General features: G+C 49.9%; 11 protein-coding genes. 4 read left to right on the plus strand and 7 right to left on the minus strand.

Annotated elements, in window-relative coordinates:
* Positions 1-61: 61 nt before the first annotated feature.
* Positions 62-1,117: an aldo/keto reductase gene (locus BGO59_RS08165; protein WP_293683037.1), complete on the minus strand. Its 1,056-nt coding sequence runs from the start codon at positions 1,115-1,117 to the stop codon at positions 62-64.
* A 99-nt stretch (positions 1,118-1,216) separates the two neighbouring features.
* Positions 1,217-2,026: an SDR family oxidoreductase gene (locus tag BGO59_RS08170; protein WP_293683039.1), complete on the minus strand. Its 810-nt coding sequence runs from the start codon at positions 2,024-2,026 to the stop codon at positions 1,217-1,219.
* An 82-nt stretch (positions 2,027-2,108) separates the two neighbouring features.
* Between BGO59_RS08170 and BGO59_RS08175 the strand changes: the two genes are divergently transcribed.
* On the plus strand, positions 2,109-2,453 hold the full coding sequence (locus tag BGO59_RS08175; RefSeq protein WP_293683041.1) for a MerR family transcriptional regulator: 345 nt from the start codon (positions 2,109-2,111) through the stop codon (positions 2,451-2,453).
* Positions 2,454-2,461: 8 nt separating this feature from the next.
* Here BGO59_RS08175 and sprA read toward each other — a convergent pair whose 3' ends face one another.
* Complete coding sequence (sprA, locus tag BGO59_RS08180) at positions 2,462-10,117, minus strand: cell surface protein SprA (protein WP_293683043.1); 7,656 nt, start codon at positions 10,115-10,117, stop codon at positions 2,462-2,464.
* A gap of 317 nt (positions 10,118-10,434) precedes the next feature.
* Between sprA and BGO59_RS08185 the strand changes: the two genes are divergently transcribed.
* Together BGO59_RS08185 and BGO59_RS08190 are read left to right on the plus strand one after the other, a co-directional pair.
* On the plus strand, positions 10,435-11,244 hold the full coding sequence (locus BGO59_RS08185; RefSeq protein WP_293683045.1) for a Rossmann-like and DUF2520 domain-containing protein: 810 nt from the start codon (positions 10,435-10,437) through the stop codon (positions 11,242-11,244).
* Complete coding sequence (locus tag BGO59_RS08190; RefSeq protein ID WP_293683047.1) at positions 11,234-12,259, plus strand: YCF48-related protein; 1,026 nt, start codon at positions 11,234-11,236, stop codon at positions 12,257-12,259. The genes BGO59_RS08185 and BGO59_RS08190 overlap by 11 nt, the downstream gene beginning before the upstream one ends.
* A 79-nt stretch (positions 12,260-12,338) precedes the next feature.
* On the opposite strand, the gene ilvC is transcribed toward BGO59_RS08190, so the two are convergent.
* The 4 genes from ilvC to ilvD all read right to left on the minus strand — a co-directional run bounded on the left by ilvC (position 12,339) and on the right by ilvD (position 17,587).
* Positions 12,339-13,382: a ketol-acid reductoisomerase gene (ilvC, locus tag BGO59_RS08195; protein WP_293683049.1), complete on the minus strand. Its 1,044-nt coding sequence runs from the start codon at positions 13,380-13,382 to the stop codon at positions 12,339-12,341.
* 75 nt (positions 13,383-13,457) lie between these two features.
* On the minus strand, positions 13,458-13,991 hold the full coding sequence (ilvN, locus tag BGO59_RS08200; protein ID WP_080054284.1) for an acetolactate synthase small subunit: 534 nt from the start codon (positions 13,989-13,991) through the stop codon (positions 13,458-13,460).
* Between the two features lie 70 nt (positions 13,992-14,061).
* Positions 14,062-15,807 (minus strand): biosynthetic-type acetolactate synthase large subunit, encoded by a 1,746-nt coding sequence (gene ilvB, locus BGO59_RS08205; RefSeq protein ID WP_293683054.1) that lies wholly within the window; start codon positions 15,805-15,807, stop codon positions 14,062-14,064.
* Between the two features lie 79 nt (positions 15,808-15,886).
* Entirely contained in the window at positions 15,887-17,587 is a 1,701-nt protein-coding gene (ilvD, locus tag BGO59_RS08210) for a dihydroxy-acid dehydratase (protein ID WP_293683056.1), read from the minus strand.
* A gap of 125 nt (positions 17,588-17,712) precedes the next feature.
* On the opposite strand from ilvD, the gene murQ reads away from it, so the two are divergent.
* Positions 17,713-18,513, plus strand: a complete 801-nt coding sequence (gene murQ, locus BGO59_RS08215) for an N-acetylmuramic acid 6-phosphate etherase (RefSeq protein ID WP_293683058.1) — start codon at positions 17,713-17,715, stop codon at positions 18,511-18,513.
* Positions 18,514-18,631 lie beyond the last annotated feature (118 nt).

The raw sequence follows: 18,631 nt of genomic DNA on the forward strand, positions 1-18,631 counted from the left end.
AGTAATGCGGCTGGAAAGCCTCACATTCACAGTCGCTAGTATGTGCGGATTTCCAGCCGCGTTACTTCACGACGATGGAGGGCGGTGTAAAATTATACGCTCCCAGCCGATCGCTACTTTGCCGTTGAATCATCCACTGTGGGTAGGGTTTGGGGTTGCCGCTCACCTCGTCGAGTTGTTCGAGCTGCTCATTCGTCAGGCTCACTTCTACGGCTTTAATATTGTCCAGAAGTTGATCGGTATTTTTAGCGCCGATGATTACGCTTGTAACAGCTGGCTGAGCCAGCACCCAGGCCAGCGCAATACGGGCGACCGAAACCCCATGCGACTCACCAATAGCCTGCATCACTTCGATTATGTCGTACGCACGCTCCTGATTGACAGGTGGGAAATTAAACTCCAGTCGTCGCGAGTCGCCTTCGGGCTTGTTGTCACGGGTATATTTTCCTGACAGGAAACCGCCCGCCAGTGGACTCCAGGGCAAAATAGCCATATGCTGATCCTGCACCATTGGAACAATTTCGTTTTCAATATCTCGACCCGCAATGGAGTAGTAGTTCTGGGTGGAGATAAACTTCGTCCAGCCATATTTTTCGGCAATTCCGTTGGCTTTCATTACCTGCCAGGCCGCCAGATTCGAACAGCCTATGTACCGAACCTTGCCACTCCGCACCACATCTTCCAGCCCGCGCATGGTTTCTTCCAATGGCGTAATGGGGTCGAAGCCGTGAATCTGGTACAGATCAACGTGGTCCGTCTGAAGGCGCTTCAGGCTCCCTTCAATCTGCTGCATAATCTGATAGCGACCCAAGCCAACCTGATTTTTGCCTTCGCCCATGCGGCCACGTACTTTGGTCGCAATGACGAGTTCATCCCGCGATAAACCGAGCGACTTAATGGCCTGCCCTAGCAGCCGTTCGGATTCACCAAACGAATACACATTGGCGGTATCAATAAAATTAATGCCGTTATCGACTGCCGTTTTCACAATATCATTGACGGCGTTCTGTTGAAGTTCGCCCATGGCTTTCCAGTAGCCATTTCCACCAAACGTCATTGTTCCCAGGCATAGTTCGGAGACGAGTACGCCGGTATTTCCAAGCTGGTTGTATTTCATCTGTTTGTTAATTGGGTTTAATTATCCAACCTCTAAACAACCGAATTGTTGGTCGGATGCATTGCGGTCGAACTGTATAAAATAATGGCTTCACTGTAGCTATTGAAAAAATCGCTGGCTTATACCTTGCCGGAATGATTCGTCACCTACTTGCAGGCGCAGGGCATAGGTAGCCTGGGCATCCTCACCGGCTACATAGCGTAACTGGCTTTTACCATCTGTAGCGGCTTCATACACGACTTCGGCGATTTGTTCAGGTGTTGAATACTTTTCTAACCGTTGAGGGTCCGAAAATACAGCGGATACGTTTGCTACCGAGTCAGTATAGGCTTCATGCTGAGCCACTACCAGCGAACGACCGGCAAAATCGGTTTTTATACCACCCGGAGAGACAGTTTTGACGCCGATACCAACTGTCGACAGCTCATACGACAAACTTTCGCTCCAGCCCTCTAAAGCCCACTTTGTAGCATGATATACTGAGTTGAACGGAAAAGTAACCAGGCCACCTATTGAGGTAGTAGTAATAAACAAGCCCGATCCTTTTTCCCGAAAATGGGGGATGAAGGCTTGCGTAACCCGAATGACACCAAGTAGATTGGTTTCGATTTCCCGAACTATTTGTTCGTCGGTTGTACCTTCCAGTGGACCAAACAACCCATAACCTGCATTATTGAAAACGACATCTATATCGCCCATACCAATTACCTGCTGGGCTACAGTCTGGATCTGGTCCAGGTTTGTAACGTCTAATGGAAGTAACTGAACGCTTTCCAGTTGAGCCAATTCTGCATCCTGTTCAGGTTTGCGCATAGTGGCAATTACATTCCACCCTTTATTGGCAAACAAAATCGCTGCGGCCTTGCCCAAACCGCTCGAAGCACCAGTAATAAAAATTGTTTTTGACATGGGTCTGAATGGTTTCATATTCGCATAGTTAACAAAGTGGAGTTAACTCCAGAATTCCCACTACGCTGAATTTTTTAGAAATATGTATATCCGTGAGCTAGCCGATCGAACAGGTTTTACCGTCGATACAATCCGTTTTTATGAAAAGTTACATATTGTGCAAAGCTTGAGAACTAGCCGCCGAGGGCGCCGGCAATACGATGAATCCCATGTGACTGCGTTATTACAGATCAAGTTCATCAAGGCTATGGGGTTCTCACTTAAAGATATTCAGGAAAAATTTATGGATTGGCAGGCAGGTCGCTTAACCAACGCCGAAAAGAGGGCGATTCTGGAAACTCAACTTCAGAAGATGGATGAAGCAGCCTCCCAAATTGAGCAGGTCAGGCGATACCTGATCCATAAAATTGGTCTGTTTCCTGATTAAGTCAGCGCCTATTCAGCCAGATTAAACTTCAATTGTACCCCGCCCGACGTGGTAGCCCGCTTGAACGAATTCGATACGAGTGGGTCGTTGAACGTACGGTCGAAATAAAGATTGAAATTCAATCGGCGACTGACAATGTAACTGATCTGCGGGCGTAACTGGAAGTTCACGTTACCGGCCGTAACAGTCTGTTCAGCATCCAGTTTTCGCTGAATCGTGCGTGTATCCCGGAAGGTCAGCGCACAGGAGAACGTCAGGTCGTTTTTCAGTTTTTTGTAGGCCCCGTTAATACGGAACGGTATCCTGACGTTTTGCCGGGTAAAGCCCAGCGACGCGGTCAAATCCTTATTGCTCAACTCAGCCACCTGAGCATTTGATAAACTCAGGGCTACATCCCGACTCTGATTGTATGACAGTTGTCCGCTAATCCGATTCTTTGTCTGAACCTGAACACCAATCATCGGCGCAAACTTCTCCGACATGGTAATGGTGCTCATGGCGACGATAGGCATAAACTGGCCTAGCTGGTTTGTCAGCGTACCGACGCCAAAGTCCTGCACAGCCAGATTTACGTAGGCCGCTCCATAATCCAGATTGGAGATGTAATTACCGACACTATAGGTCGATGTATAGCTATGGTTGATCGTAAATGCACTAAACGCTTTTTTAATAAACCCTAAACCTGATAAGCCATTGTACGTGACCTGCCAGTTGGGCAGTGGGAAATTATAAAAAGGCGAGAACTTTGCTTTTTCTTTCTGCTGCCCACTATACGCTGCAAAAAACGATGGAATCAATACATCCTGCGCATTCAGATCGTAAGTACCGGCACGGCCACCTTCTCGGGCCTGTTGATTAAGCTTACCCGCAAAGTACGCTCGATAACTCTCCAGACTGTCGAAGAGTACCGAGGTGTTATCGCTCCGCAGCCCTTTGAAGGCCGTACGGAACGACCAGAACGACATACTGAATTGACCACTCCGCACTGGCGATTGCGTTTCAAATGGCCCACCCTGCGAACCCGGCCGGAAGTATTCCTGATAGGCATCTGTCCGGTCGAGACGCCAGTTTATCTGCATTCGAAAATCTTTGAACGGTTCGAGGGTAGTACTGGCTGTAAACTTCTTGGTGATGTTCTGCTGGAAAGGTGTATTCAATACCGTGCTAGGCGTCAGCCAACCTTTCTGAGCCGCTTTGTAGGCAATGTTCCGATCCTGTCCACCCAATACGAAAGCAAGCCCCGGTGCATTCTCGGCACTTAATCCAAATAATTTGGGCGATGGTAAGAAGCCCGGCAAGATAGTCGACTCCTGTAGATTATACGAGAAGTTAATCCCGCGAACGGTCAGCAAAGCCCGTGTAAAGTTTTTCAGCACTTTACTGTCACCACGCTCAATCTCTTCAATATCGCCTGGGTTCCGGGCGAAATTTTTCCGAACGGGAGCTGGTGTATTGGCAAAACGTAGGTACCGGATTTTGTTATACAACCGGATCAGATCAACCCGCCCTGTTACACCACGCTCGCGGTTGTTACGAATAATATTGCCAAACGGCACACCCAAAGAATCAGCAATACCAAATGAGTTGGCCTGAAACTGATACCCTACGCCATAGGTAGCATCGGCCGCAATCCAGTCGAGCAGTGGAATTTTGTCGAGCGGTAATCGATACGTGGCCCGAATATCCTGCACAAAGTTTTTGATCCGTCCTAAATGCTTAATGCTATTCCAGATCGAGTCACGTTTAGCCTGAGTGTTGATGTCACCCGCTGGTTCGTCGATAATCGCATTGGCCTGGGCGTGGTACGTCAATACCAGGCTGCGCGTCAGGTTCCAGGTCAGATCGTAGTAGCGGTTGAACAGGAAGTATTTTTCAAACTGCGGCAGAATCCCATTGGTCGTCAGGTCCGACGAACGAAGCTGCGTTTTGATGTAACTCCGGTCCATGTCGGTTCGGATCGAAACCAGCGATGGCACCAGAGTCAGGTTAAAATCCTTCAGCCAGCGCAGGTAAGGAGCCTCGAATGACCGAACATTTTTGAATGGTTCGAATGCCCGTGGCTGAGCGCTATAGGTATACGAAATGCCGCCTTTATTCTGTCGTTGCAGGTACTCCTGTGTCAGAATGTTCGTGCGTTTCATGTCGTTGAAGGCGTAGGTAAAGGCAAAGTTCTCAATATCCCAGAAGTGCGATTTGGCATTCGGGTTTGTCTTTACCTTCCTGACATTCGAGAAATTGTAGCCCCGTCGGGTCGTATTATCCTGTACTAGCTGCCGATAACTATTACGCTCGGCGTCATTCGCTTTTGTCGAAAGCGACGTTTCCAGCGGCATATCGGGATCAAGCGGATCGAAATGCGGATCGACGTTCCGATGGTCGTAGTTGACATAGAACGGAATCTTCAAGCCCCAGGTGGCTGGCAGGAATTTGTCGATTGCCAGGGCCGACGACAAACCAAACTCCGTGGTTGTTTCAAGGGCCCGGTCTCCGATTCGACTTTGTACGCCACCAAAGCCAAAGGTCGTAATTCGGCCGGAAGCAGTTAACGTACCTAAATCCGCCAGCTTCATGCTTAAAGCCGCTACGGCTGCCGTTCCAGCATGTTGATCGTAGCCATTGGCTCGTAGTTCATCTACCCAGACGGTAAACGTTTTCGGCCGTTCACCATCGCCCACAATTTTAGGATTACGTACCCCAATCATGATCGACTGTACCGAACTCAAATCGGGGTTACCGACTATCGTTATCTGATAAACGCCATTTGAAGACGTCTGTGTGTAGGGCAACGAGGTCCGGCGGCCAAATTCGCGGTTGCGGTTTGCTTTCAGGTTGATCAGTTCGGCTAAAGCAATGTCCAGTTGATTAGCCGCTGGCCAGATAGCATCGGCATCGGTCACGCTTGGGAGCGTAGCAATCAGGCGGGGAATTTCGATTTCGTAGTAGTTGTCGGTATAATCGGTTCCAATCCGTACAAACGCCGAAACTTGCCCACTTTCGTTGTCGGGGTTGTGCATGTGCACGAACATTTTGAGCCGCTCCCGGAACAACAGATTGAAATTCGTGTTTTTGAACGCCCCCCGTGAGTCACCATCACGCAGGTTTGTTACGCTCAGACGCATCGACTGCTCGTTCAGTTCAACCACGTTTGGCTGGGTATAATCGCGGTCACGAACGTAGCCGGGTGGAACCGAATAGACGTATTTATCACCGCCCTGCGACGTAACCTGTGTACTGCTGTTTTCTTCAATATTAACCGTCGATACTGTAAAGTTCGCATCGTATGGTTCGGGGACTTCCTGCAAACCGTGCTGATTCAGGTCTCCTGTATACTTACGGTACTGGTTGGCCTCCATTTGCAACTCAGCAAAGCGAAGTACTACCGGATTATCAAAATCCGTCAGATACATCCGCATAAACCGGATGGATTTAAAGCCGTTGATACTCCCCACCTTCCGCAGGTATTCCCGCACTGGAATTCGGAACTGATACCAGTTTACAATACCACCCGGAGCGCCTTTTGTGGGCACAGATACCTTATCGACAATGTATTTATTCTGCCCTACTTCGATTTTTCCGGGTTGCAGATCCAGTTCGTATTCGTAATAGGCTTCATTATCATTAATGGTGTTGTCGATGTTCAGATCTTCAATATCGGGCAGGGTCGATGAAGCTGGGGTCAGGTATTGGTTAGCACTCGTATTTTCGGGAGAATTGTTCTCCATACCCATATACCGCTTGTACCGGGCAATGATGTATTTCTGCCGGTCGGCTTCTTCACCCAGATAAAATTTAAAATCATCGCCCGATGGGTCATCTTCAATGGCAGCCCTGGCGTCAGGATTATTGGTTATTTTGGGTAGAACTGTGTTCAGGTAATTTCTGTAGAAATCTTTCTCAGCGACTACACCAGCCGGAATGGTAGGCTGGCTACTCAGCCCGTCCAGTCCAATGTCCTGTTGCTCCCGAGAGCCACTCTGGAAGGCATTCGTCACAAATTGGCGGGTTGGTGCCCGTCCCCAGGCGGTAGTCTCCGTACCCGGATTTCGGGCGCTGATGGCCGAATCGAGCGGGAAGCCATTTTCAAATTCGTAGCGACTGTCTTTAATAACGTCTTCCGAAATATCGCCCAGGTTAAATACCAGCTTCCCACCGCGTACACGGCCCGTATTATCAAAGAACTGGCTCGCATCGGGTCCACCCCGAATCTTGCCGGATTCTCCGGGCACGAACGGGTCCATAAGCCAGAACGTGATGTTTTCGATATTGGCATTATCGAAGTCGATGTCTGAGGCAATGGCTCGGGTAACCGAACCAAAATTGCCCCTTGGGTTAGGAAGGTGCCCGTTCTGGTCGAGATTGGGGTTATAGTTGTACATACCCCGCTCGCTGGGGAAGTAGGCTACGTCCAGAATATTCTCAGGTAACTGAACCGGCCGCGCCGACCGCCCCGGAAATAATTCCTGTGGCAGAAATGGGCGTTCATATACGTGGGAATTGGCGTCGTCCACATCAATATTGGACGATACACCCAACACACCTGTTGAACCGAAAATACTAGGATCGACCGTATAGACCGAAACCAGCGCCCGGTTGTAGGCATACGGCAGTGGATCGGCAAAGGACCCTTGTGGGAACTGTTGTGGTGTAGCGCCCAACCGCCAGCGAGTGGGCTGACGAGTCAGATCGTAAATGGTACGGGCCGCTTCAAAATCGTCCAGATAGCTCTCGTTACGCGCTCTTGGGTTTGTGCCTGGAAACAGTTGGGCTACTTCGCCCGTAAACTGAACGGTCGATAATTCCTTAGTCTGTACACCGGGCAAGGCATCGAGCAGGCGCGTCAGCCCGGGTGCATCTTTCCGAATATTGGCATTCAGACCGACAATCGTGTTATTAACCGGCTCATTTCCAAGCGCTACACGCGTCAGAAAACCAGCCGGTGTTTCTTTCATGTGCATGGCCGTTAAGCCAATGCTGATGTCACGATTGATGGCATAATCCAGCCGGGTTCCGATCAGTGTCCGAATCTGGTTCTGGAATAAATCAGGTTGTTCGTAGCTAATCCTGATTTCACGCCCGGAATTGGTTACGCTTTCATTGATGATCCGCAATCGGCCCGACTGCCCATCCAACACATAATCCTGCCCCGGCGTCAAAGGAACCCCTCCTGCTGTTACTTGAACCGACTGCTCATTGACGCCGTATGGCAACTGCACATCGGCTCCATTGCCTGACTGGAATGACCCTTTCAGGAAAAATTTATCTAAGGCAGCAAGCTGAGCGGCATCAGCTTTTGTGGTTGTGTAGAGTTGCTTGAACACATATTTCGCCTTCAACGCATCTTCATCGGCATCGAACTGCTTCTCCAGATAGGACCCAAACGGCTCCAATACCGGGAAAATGATTTTGCCGTATCGACTGTCGATCGTGTAGTTTTCAACATAGTCGAAATTACCGTCGGGCTGGGCATCCAACTGTTGGTTCAATCGGTCCATACCAAAAAGCTGAACCAGAGGCCGGTTCTGCGTCCGACGGCCTTCCTGCAAGTTCGGGTTGTCGATCCCCGTCAGGTCGTCTTTGTAAATAACCCGCAACTGGAAACCCTGACGTGTGATTTGGGATGTGCTGAGTGAATAGATGTTTTTCATCATCAGGTTCCACATCGGCAACTGAAGATTATTGCGCAGGGTTGACGACTTCAACAGTTTCAGCACCAGTACTTCATCGGCTCGTCGTGACTGATAATCTTCGGTCAGTTCCCCCACTTTATACCGACGGCCCTGATAGGTGTACTCGTAGGCCACGGCCAGAATTTCGTCGTTCCGAAGTGGTGTTACTAAGGAAATATAGCCTAGATCGGGTTGTAATCTGAATTCTTTATCGGTCAGTCGTTTAGCCCCCCGAAGCAAATCGTAGTCCGTTCCTTTGGCGAGCTGGAACGAGTTGACCAACTGATCGTTTGTCTGATCGATTTGCCGGAATGGCTGGTTTGGCTGGGCAGTTAGCTTCGTAAATAAACCATTGGATGAGTTATCCGTTGGCGTACGGTTGTTTCGCGAAAATGGTGTCAGATTACCATTGGTCTGGTTGTAGGGATTGCCTTCGCCCAGATCCTGAAAACCGACAATGTTACGAAGGGTTTCGGTGGTGTTGGTCCGGTTGGTTACGTAGATTTCTACCCGCGTTACGTTCACACCCGAGGTAACTTGCGGCAACGTTTTCAGCGATGACTCGTAAAGAGACCTGAAAAACTGGGACAGGAAAAAGTGCTGGTTCTCATCGTAATTATCAGCCCGAATTTCGAACGGGCGGTTCGAGGTGCCTCCACGTAGCACGATCTCATTCTTCCGGGACCGTTGTTGTGAAGCGACGAGCGTAGCATTCAACTTCCCAAACCGTAGCTGCGTTTTGATCCCAAACAGGTTTTGCACCCCCGGAATGAGCTGACTATTAACAGCCCAGCTAATATTACCGACCTCCAGACCCTGAATAATGCTCTCGTTCTGAGGGGTAAAGTTTGGCATTCCGGGCATTGACCCGTTCACTCCAGGAACATTCGGCAGGTTGGGCGCATTTGGCAGATTTGGCGCATTCGGTAACCCTGGTAAACTCGGCATACCCTGCCCCGTACCGAAAGCAGGCAAACCTCCACCCGGCCGATAATTCAGTTTCAGGGCGTTCTCAAAATTGAAGCTAGCCTTCGTGTCGAAATTGGCCAGTACACCTAGCTTTTCACCAATTTTACCATTGAAGTTGATACTGATCTGTTCATTGAACAGGAAATTACCCGTCCGACGCTGACGAACAGGATAGGCGGGGTTATCGTTGAACTGATAGAGGTACCCAAAGTCGAGTGTAACAAAACCGTTCGGCTTAAAGTCGACCTGGCTACCGCCAAATAATCGATCAATGACGGGTGGAAGTTCTAGTTTAGGTACCAGGCCTCGGCCGCTGATGGCGCTCTGTCCATCGCGTTTAGCTCCGTATTCGCGCCAGAGATTCTGTTCAAGCGTCTGGTTCTGAATCTGATTATAAGTCGAGTAAGGAATTGTCTCGGCCGGACGATAGGGCAAGCCAAACTGCGACGGCGGCAATGACAGACCAGGAATCGGTTGCCCAGAAGCTGTTGTCGTAGAGGCAGCGGGCGTAATAGGTTCATTACGTCCCGGCGTATTATTAGCCGGAGGAGCTCCCGACAGCGATACACCCGAACGCACTCGTTCCGTTACGCCAATACCCCCTGTCGGGCTAAGCCGGAAATCGGTCGAAACCCCTTTGGGATCTCGTAAAATAAATGGAGATCGGGATGGCCGTTCAGAGAAACGCGTTGCCCGACGATCGGGCCAGTTTACCGTTGGCCGACGATTGGCACTGCGTGCCGCACGAATACTATCGTTTCGGTCCTGAATAGCCTGCTTAACCGAATCGGCCCGCATAATTGCTTTCCGGCGCGCTTCGGCCCGTGCGGAGTCGTTGGTGGCCTGTTGCCTTCGGGCAGCGGCACCGCGTCGGGCTGGTGTAGGTTGGTTCTGACCGACTGTTATACCCAGCCCAAGCAATACCCAGCATCCCAGCGTCAGCCACCCATTTGTCGCAAATGAGAAACGGCTGACAACGGAAAAAGTGTGATGGATAACAGGGATGTGAACAAAGTAAGGGTTCACCATTGAGGGTACTTTCGGGTTCAGAATTAGTAGCGTATGGAATGTCTTTCTATCAAACGGCCAAAAACGGCCCATTCGTCTAACAGATTAATAGATTTTTTAATAGGCTATACTTTGAATCGCTAAAGATAAGCCCCAAAAGTAAGCATTAAGGCGATGTCATACGAATGGTTTATTATGATTATCGATTAATTAATCCATAACGTTAAACTGCTATACAATTACCGGGCCATATTCCGTCTACATGACTGATCGGCTATTGGTCGAAAGAGAAATGGCCGACAGAAGCCTTGATTCAAGCAAAATGCCTATACTTGAAGATGGAAATTTCGTTTATCGGTGCGGGTAACCTGGCCTGGCACCTTGCTCCAGCCCTCGAAAATGCGGGCCATCACATCAATGAGGTCTATAGTCGACAGCTCCAGCATGCTCGTCAACTGGTGAGCAATCTGTATGATGCCCGTACCCACTCTGATCTGAATTTTGCCGACAGTCCATCACAACTGTTTGTTCTGGCCGTTTCAGATCAGGCGCTCGAAACGGTTTGTTCCCAGCTCGTTCTTCCCGAAAATGCCATGCTGGTTCATACGTCCGGCGGTCAACCGCTTAAGGAGCTGGAACGCTGGATGACTATTTACAGCGACGTTCCGGTTCGGACGGGTGTTTTTTATCCCCTTCAAACATTTACCCGGGGGCGGTCGTTCATGGCTTTTGAGGGGATTCCTTTATGCATCGAAGCCTCCGACACCACTACCGAAGAGTCGCTGGTTCAGCTAGGGCAGGATATTAGTGATATTGTGTACATCGTTTCGTCCGAAGAGCGACTAACCCTGCACGTTTCGGCTGTGTTTGCCTGTAACTTTACCAATCACCTGATGGCACTGGCCCATGATTTAACCGTGCAGAAAGGGCTTGAGTTTGATCTGCTCAAACCACTCATTTCTGAAACAGTTCGAAAAGGATTAGGGGTCGGCAATCCAGCCGATGTACAAACTGGCCCCGCTCGTCGGGCCGATCTGAGTACCCTCGACAAGCACTTAATGTACCTGCAATCACAACCCCGGCTTTCGGAAATTTATCAGGTACTTACCGAAAGCATTCAACAGTATTATACAACCCATGAATCGTAAGCACTTCATTTTATTCATTACGTTACTGACTCCCTTGTACAGCATCGCTCAATGGCAGCCTCAATCGGTGGGTACTGATGCTAGTTTCCGGGCGGTTAGTGCAGCCAATGCCGAGGTCGTCTGGATCGGTGGCACCAAAGGCACCTTTGTTCGAACGGCCGATGGCGGCCGAACTTGGCAAACAGGTACAGTTCCCGATGCTCAAACCTGTGATTTCCGGGATGTACACGCGGTGGATGCCCAAACAGCTTACTTCATGAGTGCCGGACCCGCCGAAAATGGCCAGGCCTGTATCTATAAAACCACCGATGCCGGGCAAACCTGGGCGTTACTTTATAAAACAGACCAGAAGGGTATCTTCTTCGATGGCATCGACTTCTGGGATAACCAGCACGGTATCGTGTTCAGCGATCCCATTGACGGGCGTTGGGCTATTCTGACAACCGACGATGGAGGTAAAACCTGGCAAGCCGTTCCGCCAGCAGCATTACCGCTCATGCAGCCCAACGAAGCTGCGTTTGCCGCCAGTGGTACCAGCCTGGTTGTTGAAGGCAAACGAAATGTCTGGATTGCGTCGGGTGGTGGTTTGGCCGGACGTGTTTTCCACTCCCGCGATCGGGGGAAAACCTGGACCGTCAGCAATACGCCGTTGCCAGGTGGTGAAGCAACCGGCCTGTTTGGCATGCGATTTTTCAGCGATAAAGTGGGTGTGGTTGTCGGCGGTAACTATAAACAGGAAAGTCAGCCTGGCCCGAACGTGGCCATCAGCCGCGATGGTGGTCAAACCTGGCAGACTGTTGCACAGACCGATCCAGCAGGATTGAAAGAGGCCGTTGCGCTGCTCCCCGGCGATCGACTGCTAACAATTGGCCCATCGGGCACCAGCTTATCAGCCGATCAGGGTCAGACCTGGCAAAAGCTCGACACCGAAGGGTTTCATTCTATGGCCTGTGTAAAAGGTACCTGCTATGCCGTTGGAGCGAAGGGGAAAGTCAGCAAACAGGTCTTTAAATAGACTGAAGTGATTCAATACTATACTAAAATGGCTCGACACAAACTATGTCGAGCCATTTTAGTACAGTATTGAACTACGTCTAGCTCCGTTCTGGGCGTAGTGAACGTACAGCAGCACCAGCCTGCCACATTTCCGATTCACGTAGTTCGGCCAGTTCTACTTCAAGTTTTTCGCGGTAGTCGGGCTGCGAATTGCGCGTGATGCTGATTTCGGCCTGCTCCTGCGATTTTACTGAGTTGTATAGTTGTTCGAACACAGGTTTGGTCGCATCGCGGAAGGGCTTCCACCAGTCGAGGGCACCGCGCTGGGCTGTGGTCGAGCAGTTGGCGTACATCCAGTCCATACCGTTTTCGGCTACCAGTGGCATCAGCGATTGGGTCAGTTCTTCAACCGTTTCGTTGAACGCTTCAGAAGGGCTGTGTCCGTTAGCGCGCAATACTTCATACTGAGCGGCAAAAATACCCTGAATAGCGCCCATCAGCGTACCACGTTCACCAGTCAGGTCGGAGGTTACTTCTTTGTAGAAATCGGTTTCGAACAGATAGCCTGACCCAACACCGATACCCATAGCGATGGCTTTGGTACGAGCATTGCCCGATGCATCCTGATACACAGCAAACGACGAGTTCAGTCCTTTGCCTTCTACAAACAAACGACGCAGTGAGGTACCCGATCCTTTTGGAGCAACCAGGAATACATCAACGTCGGCAGGTGGAACGATGCCGGTTTTCTCTTTGTAAGTTACGCCGAAGCCGTGCGAGAAATACAGTGATTTACCAGGAACCAGGTATTTTTTTACGGTTGGCCAGAGTTCGATCTGAGCAGCATCGGAAAGCAGGAAGCAGATGATGGTGCCTTTTTCAAGAGCTTCTTCGATTTCAAACAGTGTTTCGCCGGGAACCCAGCCATCCGCTACGGCTTTGTCGTAGGTTTTGCCTTTCCGCTGACCAACAATTACGTTGAAACCATTGTCGCGCATGTTGAGCGACTGACCTGGGCCTTGTACGCCATAGCCAATCACGGCGATCACTTCATTTGCCAGCACCTCGCGGGCTTTTTCCAGCGGGAACTCTTCACGAGTCACTACTTGCTCCTCAACTCCTCCGAAATTAATCGTTGCCATTGTTTAATTGGTTTTGTACTCTGATTTGGGGGTTACTACTTGGTTAGTGTCATGCCTGAACCGGAATGACTTTGTTTACATATAATACGCCCAGTCGGCTTCGGGAAGGTACTCAACGAGCCCTTTCTCGGTTTTGCCGACGGCTACGCGACCTGAGCGAACAAACTCCAGAATTTCGTGTCGTTTGATGTAATTGAAAAAGTCAAAAATCTCGGTATCGTTTCCTGTCTTTTCGATTACCACATAATCTAAGCCCCAGTAAACGACCCAGGCCTTATATTGCTGGTTAATGGTTTCAACATCGAGGGGTTTGCTACCCAGTCCGGTTGATACTTTAAACAGGGCAATTTCATTGTAAACGATCTCATCGTTGAGATAACCAAATACGGCCAGCACTTCAACGATCTTACGAATCTGCCGGACGAGTTTTTCGACCTCCTCACGGGATTCGTGTTTGATGACGATGGTAAAACGCGATACGCCTTTGCGCTCCGTTTCAGACACGGTCAGGCTTTCGATATTGATCCGGCGACGGGTAAAAATGATCGTGATGCGATTGAGCAGCCCGATGGTATTTTCCGTAAATATGCAGATGGTGTATGTTGTCATCGTTTGTGGTGTCGGATTCTCAAACCCGACACGGTTTTAAGTGTATCGGGTTTGAGAACCCGACACCACGTTATTTCAATCTGATTTGCGCGACACTGGCACCTGCGGGCACCATCGGGAATACGTTCTCTTCTTTTTCGACGATAACTTCCAGCAGATAAGGGCCATCGGAATTCAGCAGGTTATCGAGCGAGTCGGATAAACTTTCCCGTTCGTTACAGGTATGGCCAGCCATTCCGAATCCTTTGGCGATGGTCACGAAATCAGGATTTTGTAACTCGACAAACGAATACCGGCGCTCGTGAAACAACTGCTGCCACTGACGGACCATGCCCAGGAAGTTGTTGTTCAGTATGATGGCTTTTACAGGCTGCTTGTTCTGAACGATAGTACCCAGTTCCTGCAGCGTCATCTGGAAACAGCCATCACCGATGATCGCTACCACCTGGCGATCGGGAGCACCGACCTGCGCTCCAAAGGCAGCCGGGAGCGCAAAGCCCATGGTACCCATACCCCCCGATGTAACCAGACTGTTAGGCCGACGGAATTGATAATAGCGGGAAGCCATCATCTGATGCTGACCTACATCGGTGACCAGAATCGACTCGCCCTTCGTTTTTTTGGAAAGCAGGTCAATCACTTCCGCCATTTTGATTTTACCCGTCTGGCTCGTCAGTTCAGGTACGGTTATGGTTTCTTTTTCGATCGCATCATATTTCCTGAACTCGTTCCGCCAGACCGTATGGTCATTTGGATTGACCAGCGGAATCAGCGCTTTCAGCACTTCTTTCGCATCACCAACAACCGGGGCATCGGCACGAATAATTTTGTCGATTTCGGCCGGATCGATTTCGATATGAACAACCTTCGCCTGTTTGATATACTTGCTGGCATCACCCGTTACGCGGTCGTCGAAACGCATACCGATGGCAATAATCACATCGGCCTGATCGGTCATCACATTCGGACCGTAATTGCCATGCATACCCAGCCAGCCTACATACAGTGGATGAGCCGTCGAGATCGTTGATTGGCCTAGTAAGGTGGTAGCGACTGGAATCCCCGTTTTTTCAACAAATTCCCGAAGCTCATCTTCGGCTTTGGCAATCTGAACACCGTGACCGACCAGAATATAAGGCTTCTTCGCACTATTGATCAGTTTAGCAGCAGCTTCTACCTGTTCCTGCTTCGGTACACGACGGGGTTTGTAGCTAATGATGCTCTGACAACGCTCATAGGCAAAGGGCTTCGTCATCAATTCCAGTTGTGCACTTTTGGTAATATCGATCAGGACGGGGCCGGGGCGACCGGACTGAGCAATGTAAAATGCTTTTGAAATAACCTCAGGAACTTCATCGGCGCTGGTGATCTGGTAATTCCATTTGGTAATAGGCATGGTTACACCCATCACGTCGGCTTCCTGGAATGCATCAGTACCCAGCAGCTTTTTGGCTACCTGCCCTACCACACAGACCAGCGGGGTTGAATCGATCAGCGCATCGGCAATGGCCGTAACCAGATTGGTTGCTCCGGGGCCAGAGGTTACCAGACAAACCCCCGCCCGACCCGTTACGCGAGCATACCCTTCGGCAGCATGACCAGCTCCCTGTTCATGACGAACCAGAATATGGTTAATACGCTCCTGAAAATCGTATAAGGCATCATAAACGGGCATAATGGCCCCGCCAGGATAACCGAAAATTGTATCGACACCCTCTGCCACAAGTGCCTGCATGAGGGCATGCGAACCGTTGATGTAGGTAGGAGCCGGGGCAGTTTCAATGGCTTCCGGCATAACGTTGGCGATAGCTTCCATGATGCTTGTAGCGGTTTTAAGGTCGTATTCAGTTTGTTGTATTGACTCGTTATGCTATTTAGCGAGGGAACGATTTCAGCTACGCTTCATCGGTTACGCATCCCTCACTAGCTGATTTTACGTTTCGAATGTATTTGCCCAGGACGCCTTTAGTGAATCGTGGAGCGGGTTGTTTCCATTCACTCTTCCGATACGCCATTTCTTCGTCCGAGATATGCAAAATGATTTCGCGTGTGGTTGCATCGATGGTAATACGATCACCGTCTTTAACAAGGGCAATCGGGCCACCTTCATACGCTTCGGGCGTTACGTGACCAACCACGAATCCGTGGGTGCCGCCTGAGAAGCGGCCGTCAGTGATCAGGGCTACTTTATCGCCAAGACCAGCGCCCATAATAGCCGAGGTGGGTTTCAGCATTTCGCTCATACCAGGGCCACCTTTAGGGCCTGCGTTCCGAATCACGATTACCTGACCCGGTAGAATTTGGCCTTTCGATAGCGCTTCAATTACCTCACTCTCGTGTTCGCAAACCTTCGCAGGCCCTTCAAATTTTAACCCTTCCTTTCCTGTAATCTTAGCGACACCTCCCGTTGGGGCGAGGTTACCGCGCAAAATCTGAATATGTCCGGTTGGCTTGATAGGCTGGTTTAGCGGGAATACAATCTTTTGCGTTTCGAAATTCAGATCAGCGGCATCTTCCAGATTTTCAGCTACCGTTTTTCCGGTTACAGTCAGGCAATCGCCGTGGATATAGCCGTTCTGATACAAGTATTTCATGACGGCCGGAACGCCCCCAATAGCGAGCATATCCTCCATATAGTACTTGCCACTTGGCTTCAGATCAGCAATTAAGGGTGTCCGGTCGCTAATCGCCTGAATTTCGTCGAGGGTCAGTTCGATACCGGCTGCTCGTGCAATAGCCAGGTAATGCAGAACCGCATTGGTAGAACCGCCCAGAGCCATTACAATCGTTAGGGCGTTTTCGAGCGATTTGCGGGTAATGATCTCTTGCGGTGTGATGTTCCGTTCGAGTAATAGCCGCATGGCAGCCCCGATTTTTTTACACTCTTCCTGTTTGCCTTCGTGAGTAGCTGGATACGTACTGCTAAACGGTAGGCTTAGTCCCATCGCTTCGATACTGCTAGCCATAGTATTGGCGGTGTACATACCACCACAGGCACCAGCACCCGGAATCGAGTTTTTGATAACGCCTTCGTAATCTTCGTCGGAAATGTTACCTGCGTATTTTTTACCCAGCGCTTCGAAGGCCGACACAATATCCAGTTTCTGACCTTTATAATGGCCCGAACGAATGGTGCCCCCATAAACCATAATACCAGGTCGATCGAGCCTGGCCATGGCCATTATGGCACCCGGCATATTTTTGTCGCAGCCTACTACCGTTACTACACCATCATACCACTGTGCGGCTACTACCGATTCAATGGAATCGGCAATAAGGTCGCGGCTGGGCAGTGAATACCGCATGCCGTCGTTACCGTTGGTCATGCCATCCGATACACCGATTGTATTGAAAATAAGACCTACCAGCCCATTCGCCTGAATCCCCTGCTTAACGTACACCGAAAGGCCGTTCAGGTGCATATTGCAGGTGTTGCCTTCATAGCCCGTACTGGCAATGCCAATCTGAGGCTTTTGCATATCGTCTTCCGTAAGGCCTACTCCATAGAGCATGGCTTTGGCGGCTGGGTTACTAATTTCCTGGGTAAGGGTACGACTAAAGCGATTTAGTTCAGTAGGAGTCGATTCGGTAAGCATATTTTGCAATTAGCGAAATTTCGCTGCTGGTGTAATAACGCTGTAAAGAAAAATTATGTTTTTCGAAAAGGCAAGAAAAAAATGATTATTTGTCGGTTAAAATACGTGAGTATTACTTTTGGGGTATGACAACAGAAAGCACATCGCATTACGATCATCTGGAGCAGATGTCGGTTCACGACTTGCTCGTTACAATAAATAAGGAAGATCAAACGGTTCCGCTAGCCGTGGAGAAGGCTATTCCGCAGATTGAAGCGCTGGTAAATGAAACGGCTAAACGTATGAAAGAAGGCGGACGGCTCTTTTATATTGGAGCAGGTACGAGTGGCCGTCTGGGCATCGTCGATGCGTCGGAGTGCCCTCCCACCTATGGAGTTCCACACGATTTAGTCATTGGTCTTATTGCTGGAGGGGATGGTGCCATTCGGAAAGCTGTAGAATTTGCTGAAGATGATCCCGAGCAAGCCTGGAAAGACATGGCTCCCTATCATCCTGACTCCCTGGATACCGTTATCGGGATTGCCGCTTCAGGTAGAACGCCCTATGTAATCGGTGGCCTGGAGGAAGCCCGGAAAGCTGGCCTACTAACCGGGTGTATTGTTTGTAATGAAGGATCGGCTGTAGCCAAAGCGGCCGAATATCCGGTTGAAGTGGTTGTAGGCCCCGAGTTTGTGACGGGCAGCACACGTATGAAAGCGGGAACAGCCCAGAAATTGGTTCTGAACATGCTTTCGACGTCGGTTATGATACGTTTGGGCCGGGTGAAAGGCAACAAAATGGTCGATATGCAATTGTCGAATATTAAGTTGCAGGACCGGGCCGCTCGTATGGTCATGGACGAGTTGAGCGTCGACCGTGAAAAAGCAGAAGCATTATTAGCACAATTTGGCAATGTCCGGGGGGCCATCGAAGGCTATATACAATAAGCAGCTTATACAATGACCTTTTGTATGACCCCGATGGGCTCAAACGTTTATAGCCGACATAGTTTCTATAGACATTTGACCCCATCGGGGTCATACAAATTCCATTGTCGAATGAAAC

Origin of the sequence: Spirosoma sp. 48-14, assembly GCF_001898575.1 — a bacterium.
In the GTDB taxonomy this organism is placed as follows: Bacteria; Bacteroidota; Bacteroidia; order Cytophagales; family Spirosomataceae; genus Spirosoma.